We start from the raw sequence: 20377 nt of genomic DNA, 5'->3' as shown, positions 1-20377 counted from the left end.
TGATCCTCTGAGCCGCTCTGAAAGCCACGGAGGCTCTCCTGTTCGCCACGCGCTGTGCTCATGCGGCTACTCGCTGGTTTCGTGCGGTCGCCACCATGTGCTCTGCCGCGCGCTGTGCGAACGCCATGATCGTTGCGGTGGGGTTCGTCTGTCCCGACGTCACGAAGACAGAACCGTCGACGACGAAGAGGTTCTTGACGTCGTGCGCGCGGCCGAAAGGGTCCACGACAGACGAAGTCGCGTCTGTGCCCATGCGCGCAGTTCCGAGAAGGTGCCAACCGACGTCTGCCCCCGCTTCGACGCGACGTATCTTTCGTGCACCCGCGGCACGATGCAGGTCTTCTGCCCGCGATGCAAAGTAGTCAAGCGCTTTCTCCGTGTCCGGCGCCGGCTGCCAGGTGACCTTTGGTGCGGGAATACCGTCGTTGTCGGTCAGGAAGGGATCGATGGTGACTCGATTATCAACATTGGGGAGATCATCCATCGACGCTGCGATCTCGAACGCTTTCCCGGTCGCATTCGCAATATTGTGAAAGTGCGCGCCGTACCTTTGGCTCAGCGGACGGTCATCCGATCTTCCCCATGTCTCGACGGGACCGTCGATGGGCATCACCGTCAGACGGGCGCCTCCCCAGAAGCCTCGGGAAACGTCGCGCTCAGCGAATTGTGACGACGTTACGGGCTCGCCGTATGGGCCCAGAGTCGTCTGAAGGTCCTCATCGTATTCCCCATACACGACAGTCAACGGGTGCATTTGCAGTCGCCGTCCGACGAGGTCGCTGGAGTTGGCGAGCCCATTGGGGTGTGCAGCGCTATCGGAAAGGAGCATGAGTCGTGAAGTTCCGACTCCATTGGCAGCGAGCACGACGACGTGGGCGCGCTGGTGGTGCACGGTCCCATCGCGATCGATCCACTCCGCGCCTGTCGCAAGACCCGATGCGTCGGTTGTCACTCGACGTACCCGCGCTCCCGTGATGAGCTCGGCTCCAGCAGCCAGGGCGTCCGGCCAGATTGTGATGTCGACGGATGACTTCGCGCCTTCGGGGCAGCCTGTCATGCAGGTCGCACGGCGTTTGCAAGCGCCCTGATGCCGATACGGCCTCGACGCGATTGCGTTATATCCCGGCCACCAGTGCCAACCAAGTTCGTTGAAGGCCATGGCGGCTCGTCGGCCCATCTCTCCGATCGGTAGCGCCGGATTCGGCGCCGGCGTCATCGAAGGATAAGCCGGGTCACCCGGGTGCGCGGAAACGCCGTTGAGGTCCTCGACCTTGTCGTAATACGGGGCCAGATCCCAATAGCTGATCGGCCAGTCGTCGGCGACTCCGTCAAGCGTGCGGAGTCGGAAGTCCGACGGCAGTAACCGTGTCCATTCCGCAGCGTAGTGAACGGTGCTTCCGCCAACCGCGTTGAACATGACCGGATGAATGGGCGTATCACTGACTTCGACCGGATAGTCTTCCGGGCGCTGACGATGGTTAGGGTTATAGTTCCACGTTGTGCCAGACAGCAGCTCACGCTCGAGCTTGTCGCTCGCATACTCCTCTGCACCGATCCACCTGCCCTGCTCAAGGCACACGACAGAGAATCCCGCCTGCGCCATGGTTCTCGCCACAATGGCACCCGAGGCGCCCGCACCGACGATGAGTACGTCAGCGACCTCGCCGCTCACAGGTCAACACCGGCGGAGTTGACGATTACGAAGTAGTCTTCCAGGTCCTCGCGAACATCGAAGACGCACACCGCGTCCTGGGCAATATTCATCACGTCGCCCGGCCGACAATCAACCGATGATCCGTCGTCGGCGGTGACTATGACGTGCCCTTTCCGGACCAACGTCGACTCGTGTCCCAGCTGCTGGAACGAGAACTTTCCGATTGTCGAGCGGAAGATTCCTGCAACAACGGTCCCGTCCTCACTCCGCCACGTCACAGTGCTGGCCTGCTGAGGATTCCCCTCGAGAATGCTGTCGGCTTCGACGTCGTATTGTTCCGGCACGACCTCGTCAGCGCGGAACTTAGTGATCTTCGGCATGAGCCCTCCTGTGGGCAGGTAACGAATTTTGGTCTCTATCAAATCTGTGACGTCCGTCGAAGCGGTCTCGCCTGGCGTGACAATCAGTCTTACTGCGGGGTTGGGCACCGGCCATAGTCAGCTTTGCGAACTGGCTCACGGAGACTAGGAATTACCCCAAGCTGCCGGCATCGGCGAGCTGTCCGGTCAAGCGACGCGCGTCTGGCGTGTCGCGCCAGATCGGCCCGCGAGCCAGGACCGGCGCGAGGATGTCGCCTTCCTCGAGGTAGTACTCCGATTCGCCCTCAGCAATGGGCACGGCGACCTGCCCGCGATAGCCGATGCTCCGGCGCGCGACGCGCGACATGAAGTAGCAGGCGATGATGAGCTCAACCACGGGTTCGAGCACCTCCGCTTCTACGTTCTCCAGAACGTCGGCGGACTCTGCGCGTTCCATATGGGCGAGCACCGTGGTGAGCATACCGATCCTGTCTGGTCGCACGCGAAGCGCTCGATCGATGTATGTTGTGTGTACACCCACCTCGGAAGCCGACGGCTTTTGTCCGTCAGCCGGCACGATTCGGTCGGCAAGGTCGGCGATTCGAGCCCTGACCCCGTCGGTGAGAAACTCTTCGACGGACTTTGGCACCTCAGCCATGGTGTCTCCTTCTGTTGCATCGGTTGGTTGTTTCAGCCGCCGCACGGCAGGCATCCTTCTCAAAGTGATGTATTGATATAGACGCTTCCGAGCGCTCCCCCGTCGACGACGACTTCGTTGCCTGTCATGCCGCTTGCATCGTCTGAGACGACGAACGCAACCGCGCCGGCGATCTCCTGCGCTTGAAGTAGGCGCTTCATCGGCACCCGTTTAAAGTCGGTTCGCAGCTTGTGCAGCAAGTCAGCATCGAGATGCTCGACGACCAGTTCTGTCGCTACCCATCCAGGGGTCACGGTTACCGCGCGCACGCCGAAAGGAGCAAGTTCGGTGGCAATGTCGCGCGTGATGCTGTGCAGTCCAGACTTCGCGGCGGAGTAGTTTGTCATTCGATCGGCACCGTGTGCACTAACCGATGAGATGTTCACAACCACTCCGCCGCCGGTGTCAACCATCTTTCGAGCGGCCGTCTGGGCAACGAGGAAGGGACCGGTGAGGTTGCTGTGGATGATCCTGTCCCATTGCTGCCTGGTCATGTCAAGAAAGGGTGCGCTGTCGGCGATGGCCGCGTTATTTACGAGGATGTCAATCCGCCCGTTTTCGGCCACGATGCCATCGATGACGCGCTCAATATCCTCGATCACCGTCATGTCTCCGGTGATGCTCCGGACCTGGAGCGTCTCCGCTCGGAATTGGGCTGTTGCGGTCTCCAGCCGCGCAGAGTTCCGTCCGACAATCGTGACGCGTGCGCCCTCCTTCGCCAGCCGTGACGCGATCGCTTTCCCGATTCCACGGCTCCCGCCAGTGACCAGCGCTGTACGACCTTCGAGTCTCACGTTTTACTCCTTTGGTATCCAGATGACCGGCGTCTGGGCGTCTCGCAAACGTAACGCCCGCTGACGCCCCGGAGCCGAACGCGACTTTGGAATATGTATGAGGTTCTCGGACGCATTTCGTCCGCAGACCGCGGCGCCTACCCGCCGTAATAAGTCAGGCACCGCTGTGCCCGCACAGGTAACGTGCGGCGAGCGCGCTCAGTTCGCGCACCGATGATCTCCGCGCTGGCCCATTGCGCCGATGACTCATCCAACTGAGCCCGCACCACCCCGAGCGGGTCGACGAGCAAGCTCCGCCCAATGACGTCCGTACCCGTCGAACTCGCCCCGGCGACCCACACCTGATTTTCAATTGCTCGAGCCCGAATGTTGATCTCCCAGTGCTCCTCCTTATGCGGGCCACTTGGCCATGCAGCACTGAGCGCCAAAACCTCGCATCCTTCACTTGCGACCCGATAAGAGCGCTCGGGGAACCGAATCTCATAGCAATTGACCAGACCGACGCGAACATCTTTGACCATCAGGGTAGCCACCGCTCCATCGCCCGCTTGAGCCTCGTCCGACTCAAGGTACCCCCAAGCGTCATACAGGTGAGTCTTGCGGTGGGTAGCGACGACACCAGCGCCGGGCGATGCAGCGACCAAGGTGTTGTACGGCTTCTCGACCGCGTTGTCGCTTTTCTCATACATGCCGGCGACGACCGTCACTCCGAAGTCGTCAGCGATGTTCACGAGTTCGGACCCCAGCGGCCCATCGAGCGACTGCGCGCGCGTCGCGTTTTCCTGCGCACTGGATCCCCATCCCGTCATGGATAGCTCGGGGAAAACGAGCAGGTCCACCCCCGAACGACTTGCACGACCAGTCAGATCGCGAATCTGCTGCATGTTATCCCGCGCGTCCGATACCGGCTCGAATTGCGCGACGCCGACAATCAGGTGCGATGATGCGTCCATTGAAAATGCCTCCATTGTTAGTACACGGGTGGGCCTACACGTTTTGTGTGGCGCATCCAGGGATCCAGCGTTCAGTTAATGTGGAAATCAATCCACGTCGATTCCGCGACCGCGTGGTGGACCTCGTCGATCAGCGTTAACTGCTCCGGGTGATTCAGGTAGTCGTTGAGGTCGTCGAGACTCTCTACGTCGATAGTCATTGCATAATCAAAAGAGCCAGACTTCGCTTCATCCGTATCGCCCATGTCCTTCCCTATCGACCACGCGATAAGTCGGGGAACCAGCAAGGTCAGTTCCGACATCTTGTCGAGCACCCACTCGGGGTCATGCTCAGCTTTAACGTTCCAAAGGAACAGGTGTCGAATTGCCATCTGTAAATCCCCTCATCGTGTGGCGTCGGACTTCCCGACGCCTTCCCCGTCAACAAGTTGTCGAACGACTTCGCTCGATGGAAATACTCCCCAGTACTCGACCATCATCCCGTCCTCAAAACGAAGGAGATTAACGAACGGTACGTCGACCGCGCGGCCTGTCGGAAGGAACTCCAAGAAACTCCCCGAGATGGGTGCCCCGGAAGTGCGCAATAACGGCGAGGGTCGAATTTGTACGAGCGAGCGTCGGCATGGCGTACTCAAACGGCCGGTTGTCGACGAACTCGTCTCGGATCCAGCCGACCTCTTGCGCAAAGTGGTGGAGCGGCGTGCCGTGAGCAAGCCATCCATCAGCGATTCGCCCTGCACGACGCGCGGCGGCCTCGACGAACCAGCCCAACCAAATCGGAGGTCCTCCTGGGCGGGCCGGCTTCGGGGCGCCACCCGATTCCAAGACCGAGGAGTAGACGCCCGTGGGAGATGAGGTCGACGGTCGCAGCTTCCTCGGCGAGGAGAACCGGTGAATGCAACGGAGCTTGCATGATCCCGGTGCCGAGCTGGATCTTTTTCGTCCTTGCAACCATCGCACCGAGAACCGGCAAAGGGGCCGGCATCCAGCTGTCGTCCCAGAAATGATGTTCGGCCACCCAGAGCGAATCGAAGCCCAGTTCGTCCGTCTCTTGTGCAAGCGTCCGCCCTCTTCGTACACGTCCTCATCGGAGCGTGAATCGCCGGGATAGCGCTGACAGGTGTGATCAGTCCGTAGCCAAACTTCATCGGATAGCGTTTTTCCCGGCCGTTGCTTCGCTGCGCGGGCTGTCCTGCAGCGGGAACGGTCGAGGCACCAAAGGCGATGACGACGCAAGCCACGCGTCGACCGTATTTGCGCTCCTCCAACGCGTGGCGAAGTCGGCCATCTTCTCGAAGCGCACCCCGGGACGCGATGCCATGTGCTCAATGAGAGAATCAAGCATCATGATGCGCGAACCTCGCCCTATCACCTCGGGGTGCATGCAAAGGATAAAGACCCCTCCCGGCTCCTTCTCCCACGCGTAGTCGAACTCTGCCTGCCAGACCTCGCGCACGGCCGATGGCGCATTGAGAGTCATGGCTTGCCCGGCGTAGTACTCGAAGTGCACCCAGTCATCGAGAGCCCATGCGAACGGCAGCTCCACGATCCCTGTTGTCGTTCCGAACAAATACGGCTCGGTCGCCGACAGGAGGTCCCCTTGACGTAAGTAATACGGCTGAAAATCCGAGGCGCTGAGACCGGAGTCGTACGCGATGCCGTTCTCGGCGAGAACTTGAATCGTCTCAGGGGTATAGCCAATACCGGGCGCGCGATAGCCGACTGGTCGAATCCCGGCCACTCTCTCTAAGGCATCAATGCCTCGAGCGAAGAATTCGCGCTGCCGGTCAAGGTCGAACGTCCCGGGTGTTTCGTGGACCCAGCCGTGATGGCCGACCTCGTGCCCTCGGCCGAGGATGTCCTCCACATGGCGGGGGTAGGCGAGTGCAGTATGACCCGGTACGAAAAAGGTCGCAGATACGCCGTGCTTGTCGAGGAGGTCCAATATGCGCGGCACAGCCACCGCGGCGAACTCTCCGCGGGAAACGTCCGCAATACTACGAGAGTCGTCCGCGAGCCAGCCGCTAGGACCATCAAAATCAAAAGACAAGCAGACCGTTAACGCGGCTCCCGCCCGCTGAGCCGACTCTTTTTCCATACCGCACCCCTCCACATGGAAGCACAAGTGGCTGCCGGTCAACTTCGTTGTGATGGCCCGGGAACGACCTCGTCCGCCACCTTTTTCATCCTCGAATTTAGTTTTCAACGTACCCGCGCTCCTCCCTGGGTTGGTTTGGGAAGAGACCTAAGGCGCGTGGGCTCATTAGTCGTCGTCCCAAACCGCGTCACGTTGAAGCTGGCCCGCTCGTCTTTGTAGCATGCACGAAACATCCAGCGTGTCTTCGTGGGTTCTCAGTGAAGGCGCCGGTGGCGCATCGCACCGCCTTGGTGGGAAAGTGGCGTTGCATAATGACCCGATTGACCACCGTTCGGGTGAAGGTTGAGAAAGGGAAATCAACATGGCTATCCGTCAACTATTCCTCTGGAGCGTCAAAGACGGCCACGATGCTGAGCGTGTGCTGGAGCAAATGTCGCACCTCAATCGGCAGATTCCCCGACTGATCGACTGGTCCATCGGAAAGCATATTGGTGTTCAGGAGAACGCCACGATTGGCAAGTTCGACTACGGCATGACGATCGACGTGGAAAGTTATGACGACCTCAACAGTTATCTGAACGACCCCGATCAGGTGGCCCTGGTGGACGAGATTTACGAGTCGCTCAGGGATTCAGCGTGGGTCGACCTCTCGATTGGTTGACCGATCGGTCGCACCCTTGCCGAGCGACAGCGTGTGGCTGACGGTGGGCCTGTCGACCTTGAGCACCCGATACACATTGCCACCGAAAGCCGTGGAGTTTCTCTCACCCGAACCCGTAAGGAAACAGAAATGACCGAATCAAAACACCTGCCGCAGGAAACAGCTATGACCGAGTCAAAGCGCGTGTCTGTGATAGGCCTTGGTCTAATGGGGAGTGCGATCGCTCGCAGCTTGATCCGCTCGGGTTATGAGGTGACCGTTTGGAATCGCACCCACAGCAAGTCCGAAAGCGTCGCCGGGGATGGTGCTACAGCAACCCGCGACCTGGCGGAGGCTATTTCTGCCAGTCCGGTCTCGTTCTGGTGCCTCCTGGACTGCCAGATGGTGACAGAACTGATGGATGAGCCCGCTGTCCGTAGCGCGCTCGCTGGCAAGACGGTAGTCAACAGCGTTACCGGGGGGCCCGACGATGTGGCGCGCGTTGCGGAGTCCGCCGCGAAAGGCAACGCCTCATTCATCGACGCGAAGATCAACTTCTTCCCCGCGCAGGCCGGTGACGAAGACGCAGAAATGTTGTCCTCCGGCGACAACGCAGCCTTCCTGGCAAACGAGAAACTGCTGCGAAACATCGCCGGCGACTGTCGCTTCCTGAGCAACGAGGTGACGGCTGCATCCGTGCTCTGCGCGGCGGTGTGGACTGTTGACTTTGCGGAACGCTGCGCTTACATGGAAGCCGCGGCGTTAGTCACTGCCTACGGCTTGTCCCTCGAAGACTTCAGGCTCTCCGCCTCGCTTCGAACGGCTCAATTCGAGAAGCAGAACCAGGCGCTCAGTGATCGATTCGCGAGAGGCGACTTCGACGGCGATCAGGCGACTGTCGACATTTATGCCGACGGAGTCAACCCGATGCTCGGCGCTTACCGGAAAGTAGGGCTGGACGCGCACATGCTTGAAGCTACCGGCAGGTACTCGAAAGAAGCTCAGCGCGCTGGATTCGGGCTCAAAGACATTTCAGTCATCTACCACCTACTCACGCGTGAAGAGGGTCAGTAGGGACTAGGTGTAGTGCTCACGGCTGTGTCACAGGCCGTGAGCAGTGTTTGTCTGTTCCCGGCACGGCAACCGGTGGGTGCCGCGCTTTGCCTCGGTCCTATCGGCCTCAATGACCGAAACCTACTCCCCATTGGGGCTACCAACGCATTCGCCCGCGTCGGTATCGAGCCGAGGCTCTCCGAGTTTGCTGGCTCGATGGTCCCAACCAAGAATTTCGCCTTACGGACAAGCACGGAGCGGGAAAGTCGGGTGCTCACCGCTCGGAACGAGCTGAGGGCGGGGCCACTGCGCATCCGGAGGTTACCACGGTGCCGACGCGAACTCTTCCCGCATCCTGGTTCGGCACCCGATCGCTCGCCTGGCGTGATGTGATCTGTTGACTGGCCAGCTAATCCGCGCCTCGCGATCTATACCGAGCCGATGAACGGGAACATCTCGGCGAGTTGATCCATGTCGATGCGAAGAAGCTGGGCCGAATCCCGGACGGAGACGGTTGGCGCGCACGGTTGCGCAGCGCGGCGCGGTACGAGGGCTCGGCTACATCGCATCGGAGGGACTCCAACCAGCGGGAGTGCCAACCAACGTGCTGACTTAGTACAACTAGTCAGCTTCTTGCAGCCTTACCAGCGCGCATTGGCGATACTAAGACCCCGCGGCGTAAGGCCTACCTGGAGACGCCCGACGGTAATCGCTACGTTGCAGGTAAGCCTCTCGTCGCCGCTTCAGTCCGTCGGTTCGTACGCGCCGGCTAGCATTCCGCCGTCGACGGCGAATAGGGAACCAGTTACGTAGCTTGCCTCGGGAGAGGAGAGGTAAGCGACAGCGTGCGCGACTTCCACAGGTTCCGCACGACGCCCGATAGGAATAGCGGCGTCGGTGGCGGCGAGCTCTTGCTCTGACAAACCCTCGAGAAGGCGCGCGGACATCGGTGTTTGGATGAAGCCCGGTAGCACAGCATTGATGCGGATGCCATCGCGCGCGTGGTCCAACGCCATTGACTTCACCAGGCCGACCACTCCGTGCTTCGCCGCGCTGTAGGCGGACCACCCATTTGCGCCTGTGAGGGAGGTGGTAGAACCGACGGCAGTGAAACTCCCCCGGGATACCCGCAAGTGGGGAAGGCTTACTTTCGCCGCGATGAAGGTGCCGACCAGCGCAATATCGAGGACCCGCCGGAAATCCGTCAGCGGGGTGTCCTCGACGATACCAACGTGCTCGATTCCGGCGGAGGTGACGACCGTGTCCAAGCCCCCCCATAGGTTGACAAGCTTTGCGACGGCCCCCTCCACCGCGGCCTGGTCGGTCACGTCCGCCGTAACCGTCAGGACATCGATTCCCTGATCGGAAAGGACGGCTGCGGTTGCAGCCAGCCCGTCTTCGTGGATGTCCAACAAGCAAACCTTGGCGCCACGGCGTCCGAGCACCGAAGCGCATGCCTGGCCGATGCCCGAGGCACCGCCTGTGATAAGCGCGATTTCATTGCCAACACGCGATTTCACGTTCATAGCTGCACATCTTCCTTCGGTTTGTCCTCTAGCGACTCATCAGGTGAAACATCTGATCCGTCGGCGGTCACAAAGCCCATCCGTCCGATGTGCTGGAAAACATCTGGCCGCTTGACTGCCAGGTAACTTGCGAACACTATTCCCCCGACAAAAGCAGCGTACAGAATCACCTGCAGACCGATAATCACTGCTGGCATATCTCCAACAATCACATCGAGGTTGTTGGCAACGTAGAGGACCATGATGCCGAAGAACACTGCGGATACAGCAGCGGATGCGAGTATGGCAACCTGACGACCGCGACGCGGCTCACGGTTGCGTATGAAATAGACAAAGATCGCAACCGACGCCAATGAAAAGATAATGAGTAAGCCGAAGGTGCCGAACCCGGCCGACAGCGCCAAGACAATGTTGGGGTCAATATTGGCGACCACAGCGGCCGCAAGCCCGACCACGTAAACGGAATTGACGAGGACCGACGCCCGGGCGGGTGACCCGTGGCGTGCGCTCGCGACACCGAAATATGCGGGCGCTACCCGATCGACGCTGAGCGAATACACATACCGGGAAAGCATGTTGGCGATGGAAACGGCGCACGCGAAGGCGGCGGTGAGGACAAGCACGGAGGCGAAACTCGCGAAGGTGCTTCCAAGGTGGACTGCTAAAGCAGCGATGAAGGATCCGGCCGGGTCCGCCGAAATCACAGCAAGCGCATCGGATTCCCCAATACTGACGATCATCATCCAGCAGGTGAACCCCAGGAAGACGGCAAGCACGCCCGCGATGATGTACGTGGCGCGCGAAATCGAGCGTTGCGGATCTCTCGCCTCTTCGTAGTACAGAGCCGCGCCCTCAAAACCCATGAACATCGTGACCGAGAACAGGAACCCCAACGCGAGAGATCCACTGGTAAGTGCTTCGACAGTGAAGGGAACGGTCGTTATTCCCTCAGGACCACCTTGGAACGCGACAACGAAATCGAATATCAAAACGATAAGGAATTCGATGACAACGATCACGGCAACGAACCGCAGGCTGATCGTGATGTTCAGGTAGACGGTAATAGCTGATGCGGCGAGGAGCACGGCGGCGAAAATCCACCATGCGATTGCTGGGCCGCCCAGTTCGGACACGAGGGTCGAGGCAGACATCCCTCCAAATACGTATAGGCCCATCATCGCAAAGAGGTAAGTAGTGACAGTGACGAAGGCGCCGCCCAGCCCGACGCGCTTGCCCAGTCCGGCTGTGATGTAGGCATAGAAGGCGCCCGGCCGAGCCACGCGTCGGATGATACCTACATAGCCGACCGAGAAGATCAGGATCACCAAGCCCGTAAGCAGCAACATGAACGGTGCCCCGAGACCGTTCCCGTACGCGATCACCAACGGCATATACCCGGCGACACCGGTTAGCGGCGTCATACCGGCCATAACGATGAACACGAGGCTCAGGACGCCTAAATGGCCCCGGAGCTTGGTTCCGCCTCGACGGGATCTATCGACTGGTTCGAGCATTTCGGTACGCTTGGACATCAATTCCTCCATCAGGTGACACCCACGGGGTGACGAACGCCTGCACTCGCGACGTGGTTCCTGGCTGTCCGAGGCTTGAACTCATCATGGTTGACGAGCCGATGTCGCTCAGTTGGAATTCGTCCGAAACGTGCAGCACCTGTGTGGTATCTGTACATCCACGGATGGACCGCGGCGATCGGTTCAGCGCCGAGGCGCTCCAACCGGATAGATCAATTCGGCGCTTAACGCCCGACCTTGCCGAAAAGCTTCGCAATGGGGGCCAGGACGAGAGGGCGGGCCGCAGTCCAGCCGATCAAGATGACTACCAAAGAGGCGAAGAAGATCAAGAAGCCCGACCAATTCGCCGCAAACGCGTTTGGATCGACGGAGCCTTGTACGGCATACATGTGGTTGAGATTTCGCAGTGCACCGGTCGCGAACACGAGCGCCACGTGCACGATGATGAACGTGACAAAGTACAACATGACGGGAAAGTGGACCGCGCGGGCCCACTCGATCGGGTATAGCCGGTTGAGCGTCTTGGCGTTCTTCGGCCATATGCCAGACATCCTGACCCCGGTGATCGCCGCAAGCGGCGCCGCAATGAAGATCGTCGTGAAATAGGCGAGCACTTGGAGGCTGTTGTAGTTCACCCACCCGTTCTCGGTCGGCCAGTCGAGTGACACGTACTGCAGTGCTGCGGACAGGGCGTTGGGAATGACCTCCCAGCCGGTGGGAACAACCCGCATCCATTGCCCAGTGGCGAACAGCAATACGACGAAGATGAGCCCATTGGTGAGCCAGAGAATGTCCAGAGCCTGGTGGAACCAGACGTTGAGGCTGACTTTTCCCCCGCCCTTGGGCCTTTTCGGGGTCCAGAACACCGTCGGGCGTTTCTCGGTGCGGACCTGAAGTCCACTGCGAATGATCAGCACCATCAGGAACACGTTGAAGAAGTGTTGCCAGCCCAGCCACGCCGGGATCCCGACCGGCGCGCCCTCCGGGAGGTGCGTCTCGCCGGGGAACGCTACGAGAAAGTCCTGCATGAAAGCAAGGCCGCGCAACCAGACAGCGAGCAAAACGACCGACACGAATGCAAGGAGAAAACCAAGACCGCCGGCTGTCCACTGCAGAAGCGTGAACCGTCCATACTTTTTCAGCTCTCTACTCGAGACAGGACCGGGCTGCGCCGACGTGTCACGTGCCGCAGTTTGCTGGATCGGCTGGTGGTCGGATTCGACAGCAGCGATGGGGGCGACGGATGCTGCTGGCTCGCGCGCATGGTCGACTGCGGCTGACGTCTGGACTGCGGTCGGACGTGGCAGTCCCCGGCGTCCGGCTTTGGGCTCCACCGCTTCTGCGCGAGCGACGTCAGCCGGTAGGGTTCCAGCGGAGCCGGCACCATCGGCCTGGCCTGACGGACGCGTGCCACCGCGAGTCGCCGATTGAACACTTGACGCACCGGATGCTGGTGACTCACCGGGTCGGCGAGGCAGGCCTCGACGGCCCGGTGTCGTTGCCGACGGCGGTGTAGTCACAGCCCCGGAGCTGACCGTGGCCCTTGGAGATACCGCCAGCGTGGTGTCCTCCCCGACTTGAGCCAGGCGATCCACGGATTCTGCTGCAACGGAGACCGTGGCATTCGTTGTTCGTTCTTCCCGCACCGGGGGCCAAGCATCCTCTCCTGGGAATCGGGGCAAGCCACGTCGCATCGCAGCCACGGATACTCCTCTGTTGCTCTTGCTACTACTTCTTACGTGCTTCGATCGCGCCGATCAGTTGCGGCACCACCGCGAAGAGGTCACCCACAATCCCGAAGTCGGCTACATCGAAGATCGGCGCGTCGGGATCCTTGTTGATCGCCACGATGGTTTTCGCGGTCTGCATGCCGGCGCGGTGCTGGATTGCGCCAGAGATTCCGATCGCGACATAAAGTTGTGGCGACACGGACACACCTGTCTGACCGACCTGGAGCTTATGCGGCACGTATCCCGCGTCGACCGCGGCGCGCGAGGCTCCGACAGCGGCGCCCAGCGTATCTGCGAGCTGTTCGACGATCCGGAATTTTTCCACCGAGCCGAGTCCACGTCCGCCGGAGACCACCTTGGCGGCTCCCCGTAACTCAGGTCGGGACGACATCTCCCTGACCTCGTCACGGCCGGTGATCGTCGCCGCTGGGGCTCCGCTCGGATCGACCTCGAGCCGCTCGGACGTGGCCTGCTGCGCCTGGGCGCGTGCCTCGATGGACCCCTGGCGCACAGTGATCACCAGCGCACCTGTGGTCGCCGCGGAGTCGACGTTGTATGCACCGCCGTAGACAGAGTGGTGTGCCACAATGCCCTCTTCGTCCCGGGAAACTCCGACCGCGTCATAGGCGAGCGCCGACCCGGTGCGTACTGCAAAGCGAGCGGCTACGTCTCGACCCGTGATGGAGTTCGATACCAGGATCGCCGCCGGTGCGACCGTGGTCACCGCCGCGGTGAGGGCGTCCACGGCTGGCACTGTCAGCGCTGTGGCAAGGTCGGCCGGCTCGGCAATCAGCACATGGGCGGCACCCAGTGCGGCAGCCTCCGAAGCAGCGGCCTCACCCTGCCCGGGGGCGGTGATAACGAGGGCCACCGGCGTGCCGACTCCAGCGGCAGCACCCAGTAAGCCTGCGGCGCTTTTTGCCACAGCGCCCTCGGGGGACGTCTCGAGGAAAACGAGAATCGAATCAGCAGCAAAATCAGTCATTGTCGCGCTCCTTACACCAGTCGGTTCTGCGCGAGGAAGTCGGCCAACTTCTCGGCCGCGTCTCCCTCGTCGATGATCTTCACGCCAGCCGCCCTCGCTGGCCGCTCCCCCACAGCGAGAACGATTGAGCGCGCCCGTGACTCGTCATCAGGATTGATCCCCAGGTCCGCCAAGCTGTATGCCTCTATCGGCTTCTTCTTGGCTGCCATAATCCCCTTGAAGTTGGGAAGGCGTGCGTCAGGCAACGCTTCGGTGATCGAGATGATGCCCGGCAGCGAAACAGTCACATCCTCAGTGCCGTATTCCACTGTTCGACGACCGGTGACCTCGGCGCCGATGTCGATCGTGTTGAGCCCCGTCGCGCCAGGCAGATTCAGGAGCTCTGCGACCATAGCGGGAACAATTCCGCCGACACCGTCGGTTGACAGGTTGCCAGCGATCACCAGGTCGAATCCCGTGAGATGCGCTGCCGCGGCGATCACCTGGGCCGTCAGGCCGGCGTCAGCACCCAACAGCCCATCGTCGAGCACATGAACCGCCCTTGTCGCCCCCATCGCCAACGCCTTGCGGAGCGTGGTGGGCACGGTGTCGGGACCGACCGACAGCGCAACGATCTCCGTCTCGGGATTCTTATCGGCATGGCTGAGTGCGACCTCGAGAGCACGTTCGCTAATCTCATCTAGCACCGATTCGCTGGCGGCCCGGTCGGCCAGGCCCGTCTCCAGATTCAGTTTGCGGTCTCCGTAGGTGTCGGGCACTTCCTTGACCAAAACGATGATTTTCAAGATGTACTCCTCAGCTCGCTCGTTGGTTTCGGCAGTGGGTTACGGCATGGGCATCTATTACGGTCCGTCCCTGCACGTGTCACACTGACACCGATTGACGATGATCTGAAGTACCGAAACTGACGCTCGACAATACCGAATCAGTATTGTTCGAACTTCTGCAACCGGAATAACGAGAGCGAGACCACACTTGGAGCACAAAGCTTCCGAGGAGTCAAAAATGTCAATGCGCGCTGCCGCCGACCGGGTTGTCGTAGTAGGAGCGGGAACGATGGGAACACAGATAGGTGCGGTATTCGCACTTGGCGGGTTCGATGTCGCCGTGTGCGATGTGAGTGTCGAAGCACTTGCGAGATCTGAAGAAGAAGCCGGTCGAAGGATCGCCCGCCTCGTAGAGAAAGCAGCTCTCACGGTCGAGGAAGCTGAGGGGGCCCTCAGCCGGCTCAGGTGGACGGGCGACATGAATGAGGCGGCGAGCTCTGCGGATTTCGTGCTGGAGGCAGCAACGGAACAATTGGACGTGAAACGGCGCATCTTCGCTGAGTTGGATGAAGCAGCACCGGCCCACACAATCTTCGCTACCAACTCCTCGACGATTCCATCGTCACAGATCGCCGAAGCGTCGGGTCGAGCGGATCGCGTCTGCAACGTTCACTTTTTCAACCCGGCGCTCATGATGAAATGCGTCGAGGTGGTACCGAATCCCGTCACCTCCATGCAGACGATGACGGCTGTTTTGGGCATGGTGGAACGAATCGGCAAGCATCCGGTCCAGCTTTCGACGGAGGTACCGGGATTCATCGCCAATCGCTTGATGATGGCACTCCAGGACGAAGCCATCGCCCTCCACGAACAAGGCGTTGCGAGTCTGGAGGATATCGACGCCACCGCCCGCCTCGCGCTCGGCCACCCCATGGGCCCGTTCGAATTGATGGATCTTGTGGGCCTCGACGTGATCACATTCATGCACGAGGCGATCGCTGCTCTAACGGAAGATCCAGTCGACCCGCCCGCCGTTTCGCTGGCCGCGCTTGTCGACGTCGGGGATCTCGGCAAGAAATCCGGACGCGGGTGGTACAGCTACGACACGCCTTGAGGCTGTCGCGTCAAGCGGGCGTGGCGCACGTGGTTTCTTAGTCCTCTTCGGAGGAAGCGGAGCCGGGATACACTGCCTCCGAGATTTCGACCACAGCCGACAATGCAGGATTATCATCTGCCCTCCGCCAGGCGAGGCGCACGTCGACCGATCCTAGGCCCGGGGTGATGGGTCGAAAAACGACGGCATGCACCGGCACATTCTCGCGCACACCAGAGAAGGTCAAGGCAATTCCTACCCCGGCGTCCACAAGGAGGAGTTGAGTGGCTGAGTCAACGGCAGTCTGAACGATTCGCGGAACAAACCTGCCGCGCATGCCCAATAGGTGGAGACGGTTCGAGAGCGTGGCACCGCTTCCACCTGGCAAGACAATCCAAGGCTCATTTGCGATGTCTTCCATAGACACGGCCTCTTTCTGCGCCAGAGCATGATTGTCCGGAAGGGCAACCCAGAGTTCCTCCGAAGCCACCACCCGGGACTCCACATCGCGGGGTAGTGAGTCCCAGCGACCGACGACCGCATCCAATGCGCCGGCTCTCAATCCTTCCAGTCCAGGGTGTGAAAGTTGGGAGCCATATAACTCAAGGGTCAGGCCCGGGCGATCGGTGCGGACGCGACGTGCAAGGGCGCTAACAACCGCATTGACGGACGCCCCTGCAAAGCCGAGACGGACTCTGCCTGTCTCGCCTTGTTGGACCCGGCGGACCAGCTCGATCATGCGCTCCGACCGCATAACGAGGTCCCGGGCAGGCTCGACCAGCGATTCGCCGACGGCTGTCAGTGTGACATTCCGGGGATTCCGCTCGAAGAGCACAGCCCCCAGTTCATCCTCTAAGGCACGTATCAGTCTGCTTAGTGGAGGCTGCGCCATGTGGAGTCGCGCGGCCGCGCGGCCGAAGTGCAGATCCTCCGCCACGGCCAGAAAGGCCTTAGCCTTGTGCACTTCCATGTTTGAACAGTACCCCTGAATCAGAGCCGGGCAATCGAGTCGATGTCTTCAAGGAACTGCACAGCCACCTCAGGCGAGACTGTCGCGCGCGTTTCGGCTATCGCGTCGAGGTAGTCCGACAGCTGGGGTCCGCTCGATTCGTCGTGTGGTTCCCCGGAGAACAGGGCTTCCTCCAAAGCGGATTGGGAGGCCTTGCGAGCAGCATATTCAATATCGGCCGGCGAGAATCCGTCGGAACGTTCGACGAGCGATGCGAGGTTGATACGGTCGCGCGTCGACTCGGGCAAATAGCGCTACCAGATCGAGGCTCGGGCCTGCGCATCCGGCAGACCGATCGGCATGACGTAGTCGAAGCGGCCGTGTCGAAGGAAGGCGGTGTCGAGGGTGCGGATGAAATTCGTCGCACAAACCAACAAGCGATTTGGCTGGTCTCGAAAGGCCGGAATGATTTTCAGCAGTTCGTTCGTTACGCCCTGCATGGCCGACGGGGGTTCTCCGCCTCGCTGCACCGCGATTTCCTCGACTTCGTCGATGAACACGACCGCGTGCTCGAGTTCATCAATCTTCAGGAACGTCTGTCGCAACGCGCCGGCGAGCCCGGCTGCGTCTGCCGCGAGGCGAGACGGGAAGACCTCAACGAACGACCACTCCAGTCGTGACGCGATCGCCTTGGCGAACGTGGTCTTTCCTGTGCCGGGAGGACCGAAGAGAACCACGGCGCTCGGTGGTACTACGCCATACTGCGAAGCGAGATCGGCGTTGGCTAGTGGCATTACGAGTCGGCGCTCGAGCAACTCCTTTTCGGCCTGCATCCCGCCGATTTCGTCCCAGAGACCGCGCGGCAGGAGCCGGCCGCCGAGCTCAGAAAGCGTATCAAGTTCCTTCCGCTGGACCGGCAGTTGCCGCTCAAAATAGCGAAGGTTCTTCTTGGCCACGAAGCCCTGGTCGCTGAAGGCGTTGACTCGCATAGCGGAGTCAGGGAGCAGCACGGACAGCTTCTGGAGTCCGAGGCTTGCCATCCTGCGCTCGAGCGCCGCAAGCATGGTCTTGCCGACCCCTCGGTCTTGCCAGTCGCGTTGCGTGGCGACGAAGACGATCCAGCCCTGCGCGTGCGCAGCCCGGCCGACGGCCGCGCCGATCACCCTTTCGTCGTGAACAGCCACGACCGCGTGATCTTCCTGGCAGGACGCAATAACCTCCGACAGGCCATAGACCGGCTCCCCATTGGCGCGGGTCTCTTCCCAGAGCCGCAGAACTGCGTCGATGTCTTCGGGGTGGAAGTCTCGCACATGGAAATTCGCCATGGCTAACAGTGGCACAGGGCGTAAGTTGAGCGACGCCAAGAGAACCTGCTCCTCATTGTCGCTTTTACACGATCGTCTAATTGCTCAGTGCGTAACGTGTCGACCCTGTGTGCGGCCGTAAGGGACTCGCGAAGGATTAGCGGCTCCAGCGCCACAGCTGTGAGTGACACGACGGCTCGCGGTACAAGGGCCATCCGCCGGTCGCCCCGGTCCGCTCCCGTGGACGACGCTAATTCGAGGCGCCTCGGGAGGTGATCGTGTTGATGGCACGGCGGGGCTTTCGAGCACGACTGTCTGCCGCGCTCGTTGGGGAGCGCGGCAGGTGGCGTCGCCGACCGGAAATAGCTTCCCAGTCGGCAGAGCCTGGTGTGCGGCGGATGGCTACGCCAGGTCGACGAGGAACCTTGAGTACGCGCCCACCGTGAGGAACGTCGGGAACTCGTCCCTCAGCGCCACGTCACGGAAGACATCCGCGGCGTCATCGAACCGGTCGTCGTCGAAACGCTCGACGGTGGCGAGCAGGTCGGTGAGGATTCGCTCGACCCGGTCGCGGGTGATCGGGGCGCCGTCGTCGGTGCGGACGTCCTGGTGGATCCACTGCCAGATCTGCGAGCGGCTGATCTCTGCCGTCGCGGCATCCTCCATCAGGTTGTCGATGGCCGCGGCACCGATGCCGCGGAGCCAGGATTCGAGATAGCGGACGCCGATCGAGACGTTGTCGCGGAGCCCGGCATCCGTCACGGCGCGGCCGATGTGCACGTCGAGCAGCTGTGCGGCGGTCACCTCGACGTCGTCGCGCTGGCGGTCGATCTGGTTCGGCCGGTCGCCGAGCACCGCATCGAATTCCGCGCGGGCCGTGTCGATGAGGTCGGGGTGGGCCACCCAGGTGCCGTCGAAGCCGTCGCCGGCCTCGCGCTTCTTGTCGGCGGACACCTTCTCGATCGCGCGAGCGGTGACAGCCGGGTCACGGCGGTTCGGGATGAACGCGCTCATCCCGCCGATCGCGTGTGCGCCCCGCTTGTGGCAGGTCTTCACGAGCAGCTCGGTGTACGCCCGCATGAACGGCACCGTCATGGTGACCTCACTGCGGTCGGGCAGAATGAAGCGCGCGCCGCGGCCGCGGTAGTTTTTGATGATCGAGAAGATGTAGTCCCAGCGGCCGGCGTTCAGCCCGGCGCAGTGGTCACGCAGTTCGTAGAGGATCTCTTCCATCTGAAACGCTGCCGGCAGCGTTTCGATAAGAACCGTGGCGCGAATGGTTCCGATGGGGATGCCGGCGCGCCGCTCGGAGAACGAGAACACGTCATCCCAGAGCCGGGCTTCTTCGCTGGATTCGAGCTTGGCGATATAGAAGTACGGTCCGCGGCCGGAGTCGATCAGCGCCTGTGTGTTGTGGAAGAAGTACAGTCCGAAATCGACGAGACTGCCGGATGCCGCCATGGCGACGCCGGCGGGATCGACGAATCTGAGGTGTTTCTCGACGAGGTGCCAGCCGCGCGGCCTCATCACGATCGTCGGCGTCTCACCCTTGGTGAGTTTGTATTCCTTGCCCTCGGGGCTGGTGAAGTCAATCTGGCGACGGATCGCGTCGAACAACGAGACCTGGCCTCCGATCACGTTCGCCCAGGTCGGGCTGGTGGCGTCTTCCTGGTCGGCGAGCCACACCTTCGCCCCCGAGTTGAGGGCGTTGATCGTCATCTTGCGGTCGGTCGGTCCGGTGATCTCGACCCGGCGGTCTTCGAGACCGGGCCCGGCCCCGGCCACCCGCCAGGAAGCATCCGCCCGGATCGACGCGGTGTCGTCGCGGAACTTCGGGTCGCGGCCGTTGCCGATCTCGAAGCGGCGGCGCATCCGGTCGGCGAGCCGGTCGTGACGGCGGCCGGCGAACCGCTGGTGCAGATCGGCGAGGAACTCGAGCGCCGCCGGGGTGAGGATCTCGTCGAAACGCTCATGCAGCCGACCGACAACCTCGATGCGAGGGCCGGCGGGCAGCCGGGTGGGGACGGGCAACGTGGTCGGTGCCGTGCTGTGCTCGGCGAGCAGCGTGTTCATAATCTAAGTCCTTTGAATAATTTCGTTGGTCGAGTAGGCCGCCTTTGGGGGTGCGGTCGGGTCCTAAAGCGAGTCTGTGGGAGTCGCAAGTGCTTCTGATGGGAAAAGATCAAGGAAGATGACCGATTCTTCTGCTTACTGGAAGGAGAGGGGAATGCCACGATTGCACC

The 20377-nt window shown here is 61.3% G+C and carries 17 protein-coding genes and 3 pseudogenes; 4 read left to right on the top strand and 16 right to left on the bottom strand.

The features are described 5' to 3' along the window. Nucleotides 1-58: 58 nt before the first annotated feature. From HCT51_RS06245 to HCT51_RS06210, 8 genes and pseudogenes are all read right to left on the bottom strand, one after another. Nucleotides 59-1672: a GMC family oxidoreductase gene (locus HCT51_RS06245; protein ID WP_224760706.1), complete on the bottom strand. Its 1614-nt coding sequence runs from the start codon at nucleotides 1670-1672 to the stop codon at nucleotides 59-61. After that, nucleotides 1669-2034, bottom strand: coding sequence for a cupin domain-containing protein (locus tag HCT51_RS06240; RefSeq protein ID WP_166880581.1), 366 nt, complete (start codon nucleotides 2032-2034; stop codon nucleotides 1669-1671). The genes HCT51_RS06245 and HCT51_RS06240 overlap by 4 nt, the downstream gene beginning before the upstream one ends. A 151-nt stretch (nucleotides 2035-2185) precedes the next feature. Next, nucleotides 2186-2671 (bottom strand): gluconate 2-dehydrogenase subunit 3 family protein, encoded by a 486-nt coding sequence (locus HCT51_RS06235; protein ID WP_166880583.1) that lies wholly within the window; start codon nucleotides 2669-2671, stop codon nucleotides 2186-2188. A 59-nt stretch (nucleotides 2672-2730) separates the two neighbouring features. Continuing rightward, nucleotides 2731-3504, bottom strand: coding sequence for an SDR family NAD(P)-dependent oxidoreductase (locus HCT51_RS06230; RefSeq protein WP_166880585.1), 774 nt, complete (start codon nucleotides 3502-3504; stop codon nucleotides 2731-2733). Nucleotides 3505-3641: 137 nt separating this feature from the next. Continuing rightward, on the bottom strand, nucleotides 3642-4457 hold the full coding sequence (locus tag HCT51_RS06225; protein ID WP_166880587.1) for a nitrilase-related carbon-nitrogen hydrolase: 816 nt from the start codon (nucleotides 4455-4457) through the stop codon (nucleotides 3642-3644). A 71-nt stretch (nucleotides 4458-4528) separates the two neighbouring features. Further along, nucleotides 4529-4828, bottom strand: a complete 300-nt coding sequence (locus HCT51_RS06220; protein WP_166880589.1) for a Dabb family protein — start codon at nucleotides 4826-4828, stop codon at nucleotides 4529-4531. Nucleotides 4829-5178: 350 nt separating this feature from the next. Continuing rightward, nucleotides 5179-5523 (bottom strand): annotated as a pseudogene (locus HCT51_RS18950) (LLM class flavin-dependent oxidoreductase); the annotation flags it as partial. A 78-nt stretch (nucleotides 5524-5601) separates the two neighbouring features. Further along, nucleotides 5602-6663 carry a polysaccharide deacetylase family protein gene (locus HCT51_RS06210; RefSeq protein WP_166880591.1) on the bottom strand — a complete coding sequence of 354 codons (1062 nt, stop codon included), beginning with the start codon at nucleotides 6661-6663 and terminating at the stop codon, nucleotides 5602-5604. A gap of 253 nt (nucleotides 6664-6916) precedes the next feature. On the opposite strand from HCT51_RS06210, the gene HCT51_RS06205 reads away from it, so the two are divergent. The 3 genes and pseudogenes from HCT51_RS06205 to HCT51_RS18945 all read left to right on the top strand — a co-directional run. Then, a complete protein-coding gene (locus HCT51_RS06205; protein ID WP_166880594.1) occupies nucleotides 6917-7216 on the top strand; it encodes a Dabb family protein in 300 nt (99 codons plus the stop codon). 129 nt (nucleotides 7217-7345) lie between these two features. Further along, nucleotides 7346-8269 carry an NAD(P)-dependent oxidoreductase gene (locus HCT51_RS06200; RefSeq protein ID WP_166880596.1) on the top strand — a complete coding sequence of 308 codons (924 nt, stop codon included), beginning with the start codon at nucleotides 7346-7348 and terminating at the stop codon, nucleotides 8267-8269. A 158-nt stretch (nucleotides 8270-8427) separates the two neighbouring features. Beyond that, nucleotides 8428-8784: pseudogene (locus tag HCT51_RS18945) on the top strand (transposase family protein); the annotation flags it as partial. Between the two features lie 207 nt (nucleotides 8785-8991). Here the strand turns inward: HCT51_RS18945 and HCT51_RS06195 are convergent. The 5 genes from HCT51_RS06195 to HCT51_RS06175 all read right to left on the bottom strand — a co-directional run bounded on the left by HCT51_RS06195 (nucleotide 8992) and on the right by HCT51_RS06175 (nucleotide 14806). Continuing rightward, the gene (locus tag HCT51_RS06195; RefSeq protein ID WP_166880598.1) at nucleotides 8992-9774 is read right to left on the bottom strand and encodes an SDR family NAD(P)-dependent oxidoreductase; all 783 of its coding nucleotides are present in this window, start codon (nucleotides 9772-9774) and stop codon (nucleotides 8992-8994) included. Continuing rightward, nucleotides 9771-11306, bottom strand: a complete 1536-nt coding sequence (locus HCT51_RS06190; RefSeq protein WP_166880601.1) for an APC family permease — start codon at nucleotides 11304-11306, stop codon at nucleotides 9771-9773. The genes HCT51_RS06195 and HCT51_RS06190 overlap by 4 nt, the downstream gene beginning before the upstream one ends. Before the next feature lie 224 nt (nucleotides 11307-11530). Continuing rightward, on the bottom strand, nucleotides 11531-12640 hold the full coding sequence (locus HCT51_RS06185) for a cytochrome b/b6 domain-containing protein (RefSeq protein ID WP_224760705.1): 1110 nt from the start codon (nucleotides 12638-12640) through the stop codon (nucleotides 11531-11533). Between the two features lie 394 nt (nucleotides 12641-13034). Next, nucleotides 13035-14021, bottom strand: coding sequence for an electron transfer flavoprotein subunit alpha/FixB family protein (locus tag HCT51_RS06180; RefSeq protein ID WP_166880604.1), 987 nt, complete (start codon nucleotides 14019-14021; stop codon nucleotides 13035-13037). A gap of 11 nt (nucleotides 14022-14032) precedes the next feature. Continuing rightward, complete coding sequence (locus tag HCT51_RS06175) at nucleotides 14033-14806, bottom strand: electron transfer flavoprotein subunit beta/FixA family protein (protein ID WP_166880607.1); 774 nt, start codon at nucleotides 14804-14806, stop codon at nucleotides 14033-14035. Nucleotides 14807-15026: 220 nt separating this feature from the next. Between HCT51_RS06175 and HCT51_RS06170 the strand changes: the two genes are divergently transcribed. Further along, nucleotides 15027-15902, top strand: coding sequence for a 3-hydroxyacyl-CoA dehydrogenase family protein (locus tag HCT51_RS06170; RefSeq protein WP_191413790.1), 876 nt, complete (start codon nucleotides 15027-15029; stop codon nucleotides 15900-15902). Between the two features lie 37 nt (nucleotides 15903-15939). Here HCT51_RS06170 and HCT51_RS06165 read toward each other — a convergent pair whose 3' ends face one another. From HCT51_RS06165 to aceB, 3 genes and pseudogenes are all read right to left on the bottom strand, one after another. Then, entirely contained in the window at nucleotides 15940-16851 is a 912-nt protein-coding gene (locus HCT51_RS06165) for a LysR substrate-binding domain-containing protein (protein WP_166880609.1), read from the bottom strand. 20 nt (nucleotides 16852-16871) lie between these two features. Next, nucleotides 16872-18155, bottom strand: a pseudogene (locus HCT51_RS06160) (ATP-binding protein). 381 nt (nucleotides 18156-18536) lie between these two features. Next, on the bottom strand, nucleotides 18537-20207 hold the full coding sequence (gene aceB / locus HCT51_RS06155; RefSeq protein WP_166880611.1) for a malate synthase A: 1671 nt from the start codon (nucleotides 20205-20207) through the stop codon (nucleotides 18537-18539). Nucleotides 20208-20377 lie beyond the last annotated feature (170 nt).

Source organism: Salinibacterium sp. ZJ450 (genome assembly GCF_011751885.2).
GTDB lineage: Bacteria > Actinomycetota > Actinomycetes > Actinomycetales > Microbacteriaceae > Ruicaihuangia.
Note: the sequence above shows the minus strand (reverse complement) of the source record. Positions and strands in the feature narration are given on the sequence as shown.

Bases quoted from the DNA above. Each gene is read 5' to 3' on its own strand.
- HCT51_RS06240 (WP_166880581.1), bottom strand. From the start codon at position 2,034: ATGCCGAAGATCACTAAGTTCCGCGCTGACGAGGTCGTGCCGGAACAA.
- HCT51_RS06235 (WP_166880583.1), bottom strand. From the start codon at position 2,671: ATGGCTGAGGTGCCAAAGTCCGTCGAAGAGTTTCTCACCGACGGGGTC.
- HCT51_RS06225 (WP_166880587.1), bottom strand. From the start codon at position 4,457: ATGGACGCATCATCGCACCTGATTGTCGGCGTCGCGCAATTCGAGCCG.
- HCT51_RS06220 (WP_166880589.1), bottom strand. From the start codon at position 4,828: ATGGCAATTCGACACCTGTTCCTTTGGAACGTTAAAGCTGAGCATGAC.
- HCT51_RS06205 (WP_166880594.1), top strand. From the start codon at position 6,917: ATGGCTATCCGTCAACTATTCCTCTGGAGCGTCAAAGACGGCCACGAT.
- HCT51_RS06200 (WP_166880596.1), top strand. From the start codon at position 7,346: ATGACCGAATCAAAACACCTGCCGCAGGAAACAGCTATGACCGAGTCA.
- HCT51_RS06195 (WP_166880598.1), bottom strand. From the start codon at position 9,774: ATGAACGTGAAATCGCGTGTTGGCAATGAAATCGCGCTTATCACAGGC.
- HCT51_RS06190 (WP_166880601.1), bottom strand. From the start codon at position 11,306: ATGTCCAAGCGTACCGAAATGCTCGAACCAGTCGATAGATCCCGTCGA.
- HCT51_RS06180 (WP_166880604.1), bottom strand. From the start codon at position 14,021: ATGACTGATTTTGCTGCTGATTCGATTCTCGTTTTCCTCGAGACGTCC.
- HCT51_RS06170 (WP_191413790.1), top strand. From the start codon at position 15,027: ATGTCAATGCGCGCTGCCGCCGACCGGGTTGTCGTAGTAGGAGCGGGA.
- HCT51_RS06165 (WP_166880609.1), bottom strand. From the start codon at position 16,851: ATGGAAGTGCACAAGGCTAAGGCCTTTCTGGCCGTGGCGGAGGATCTG.
- aceB (WP_166880611.1), bottom strand. From the start codon at position 20,207: ATGAACACGCTGCTCGCCGAGCACAGCACGGCACCGACCACGTTGCCC.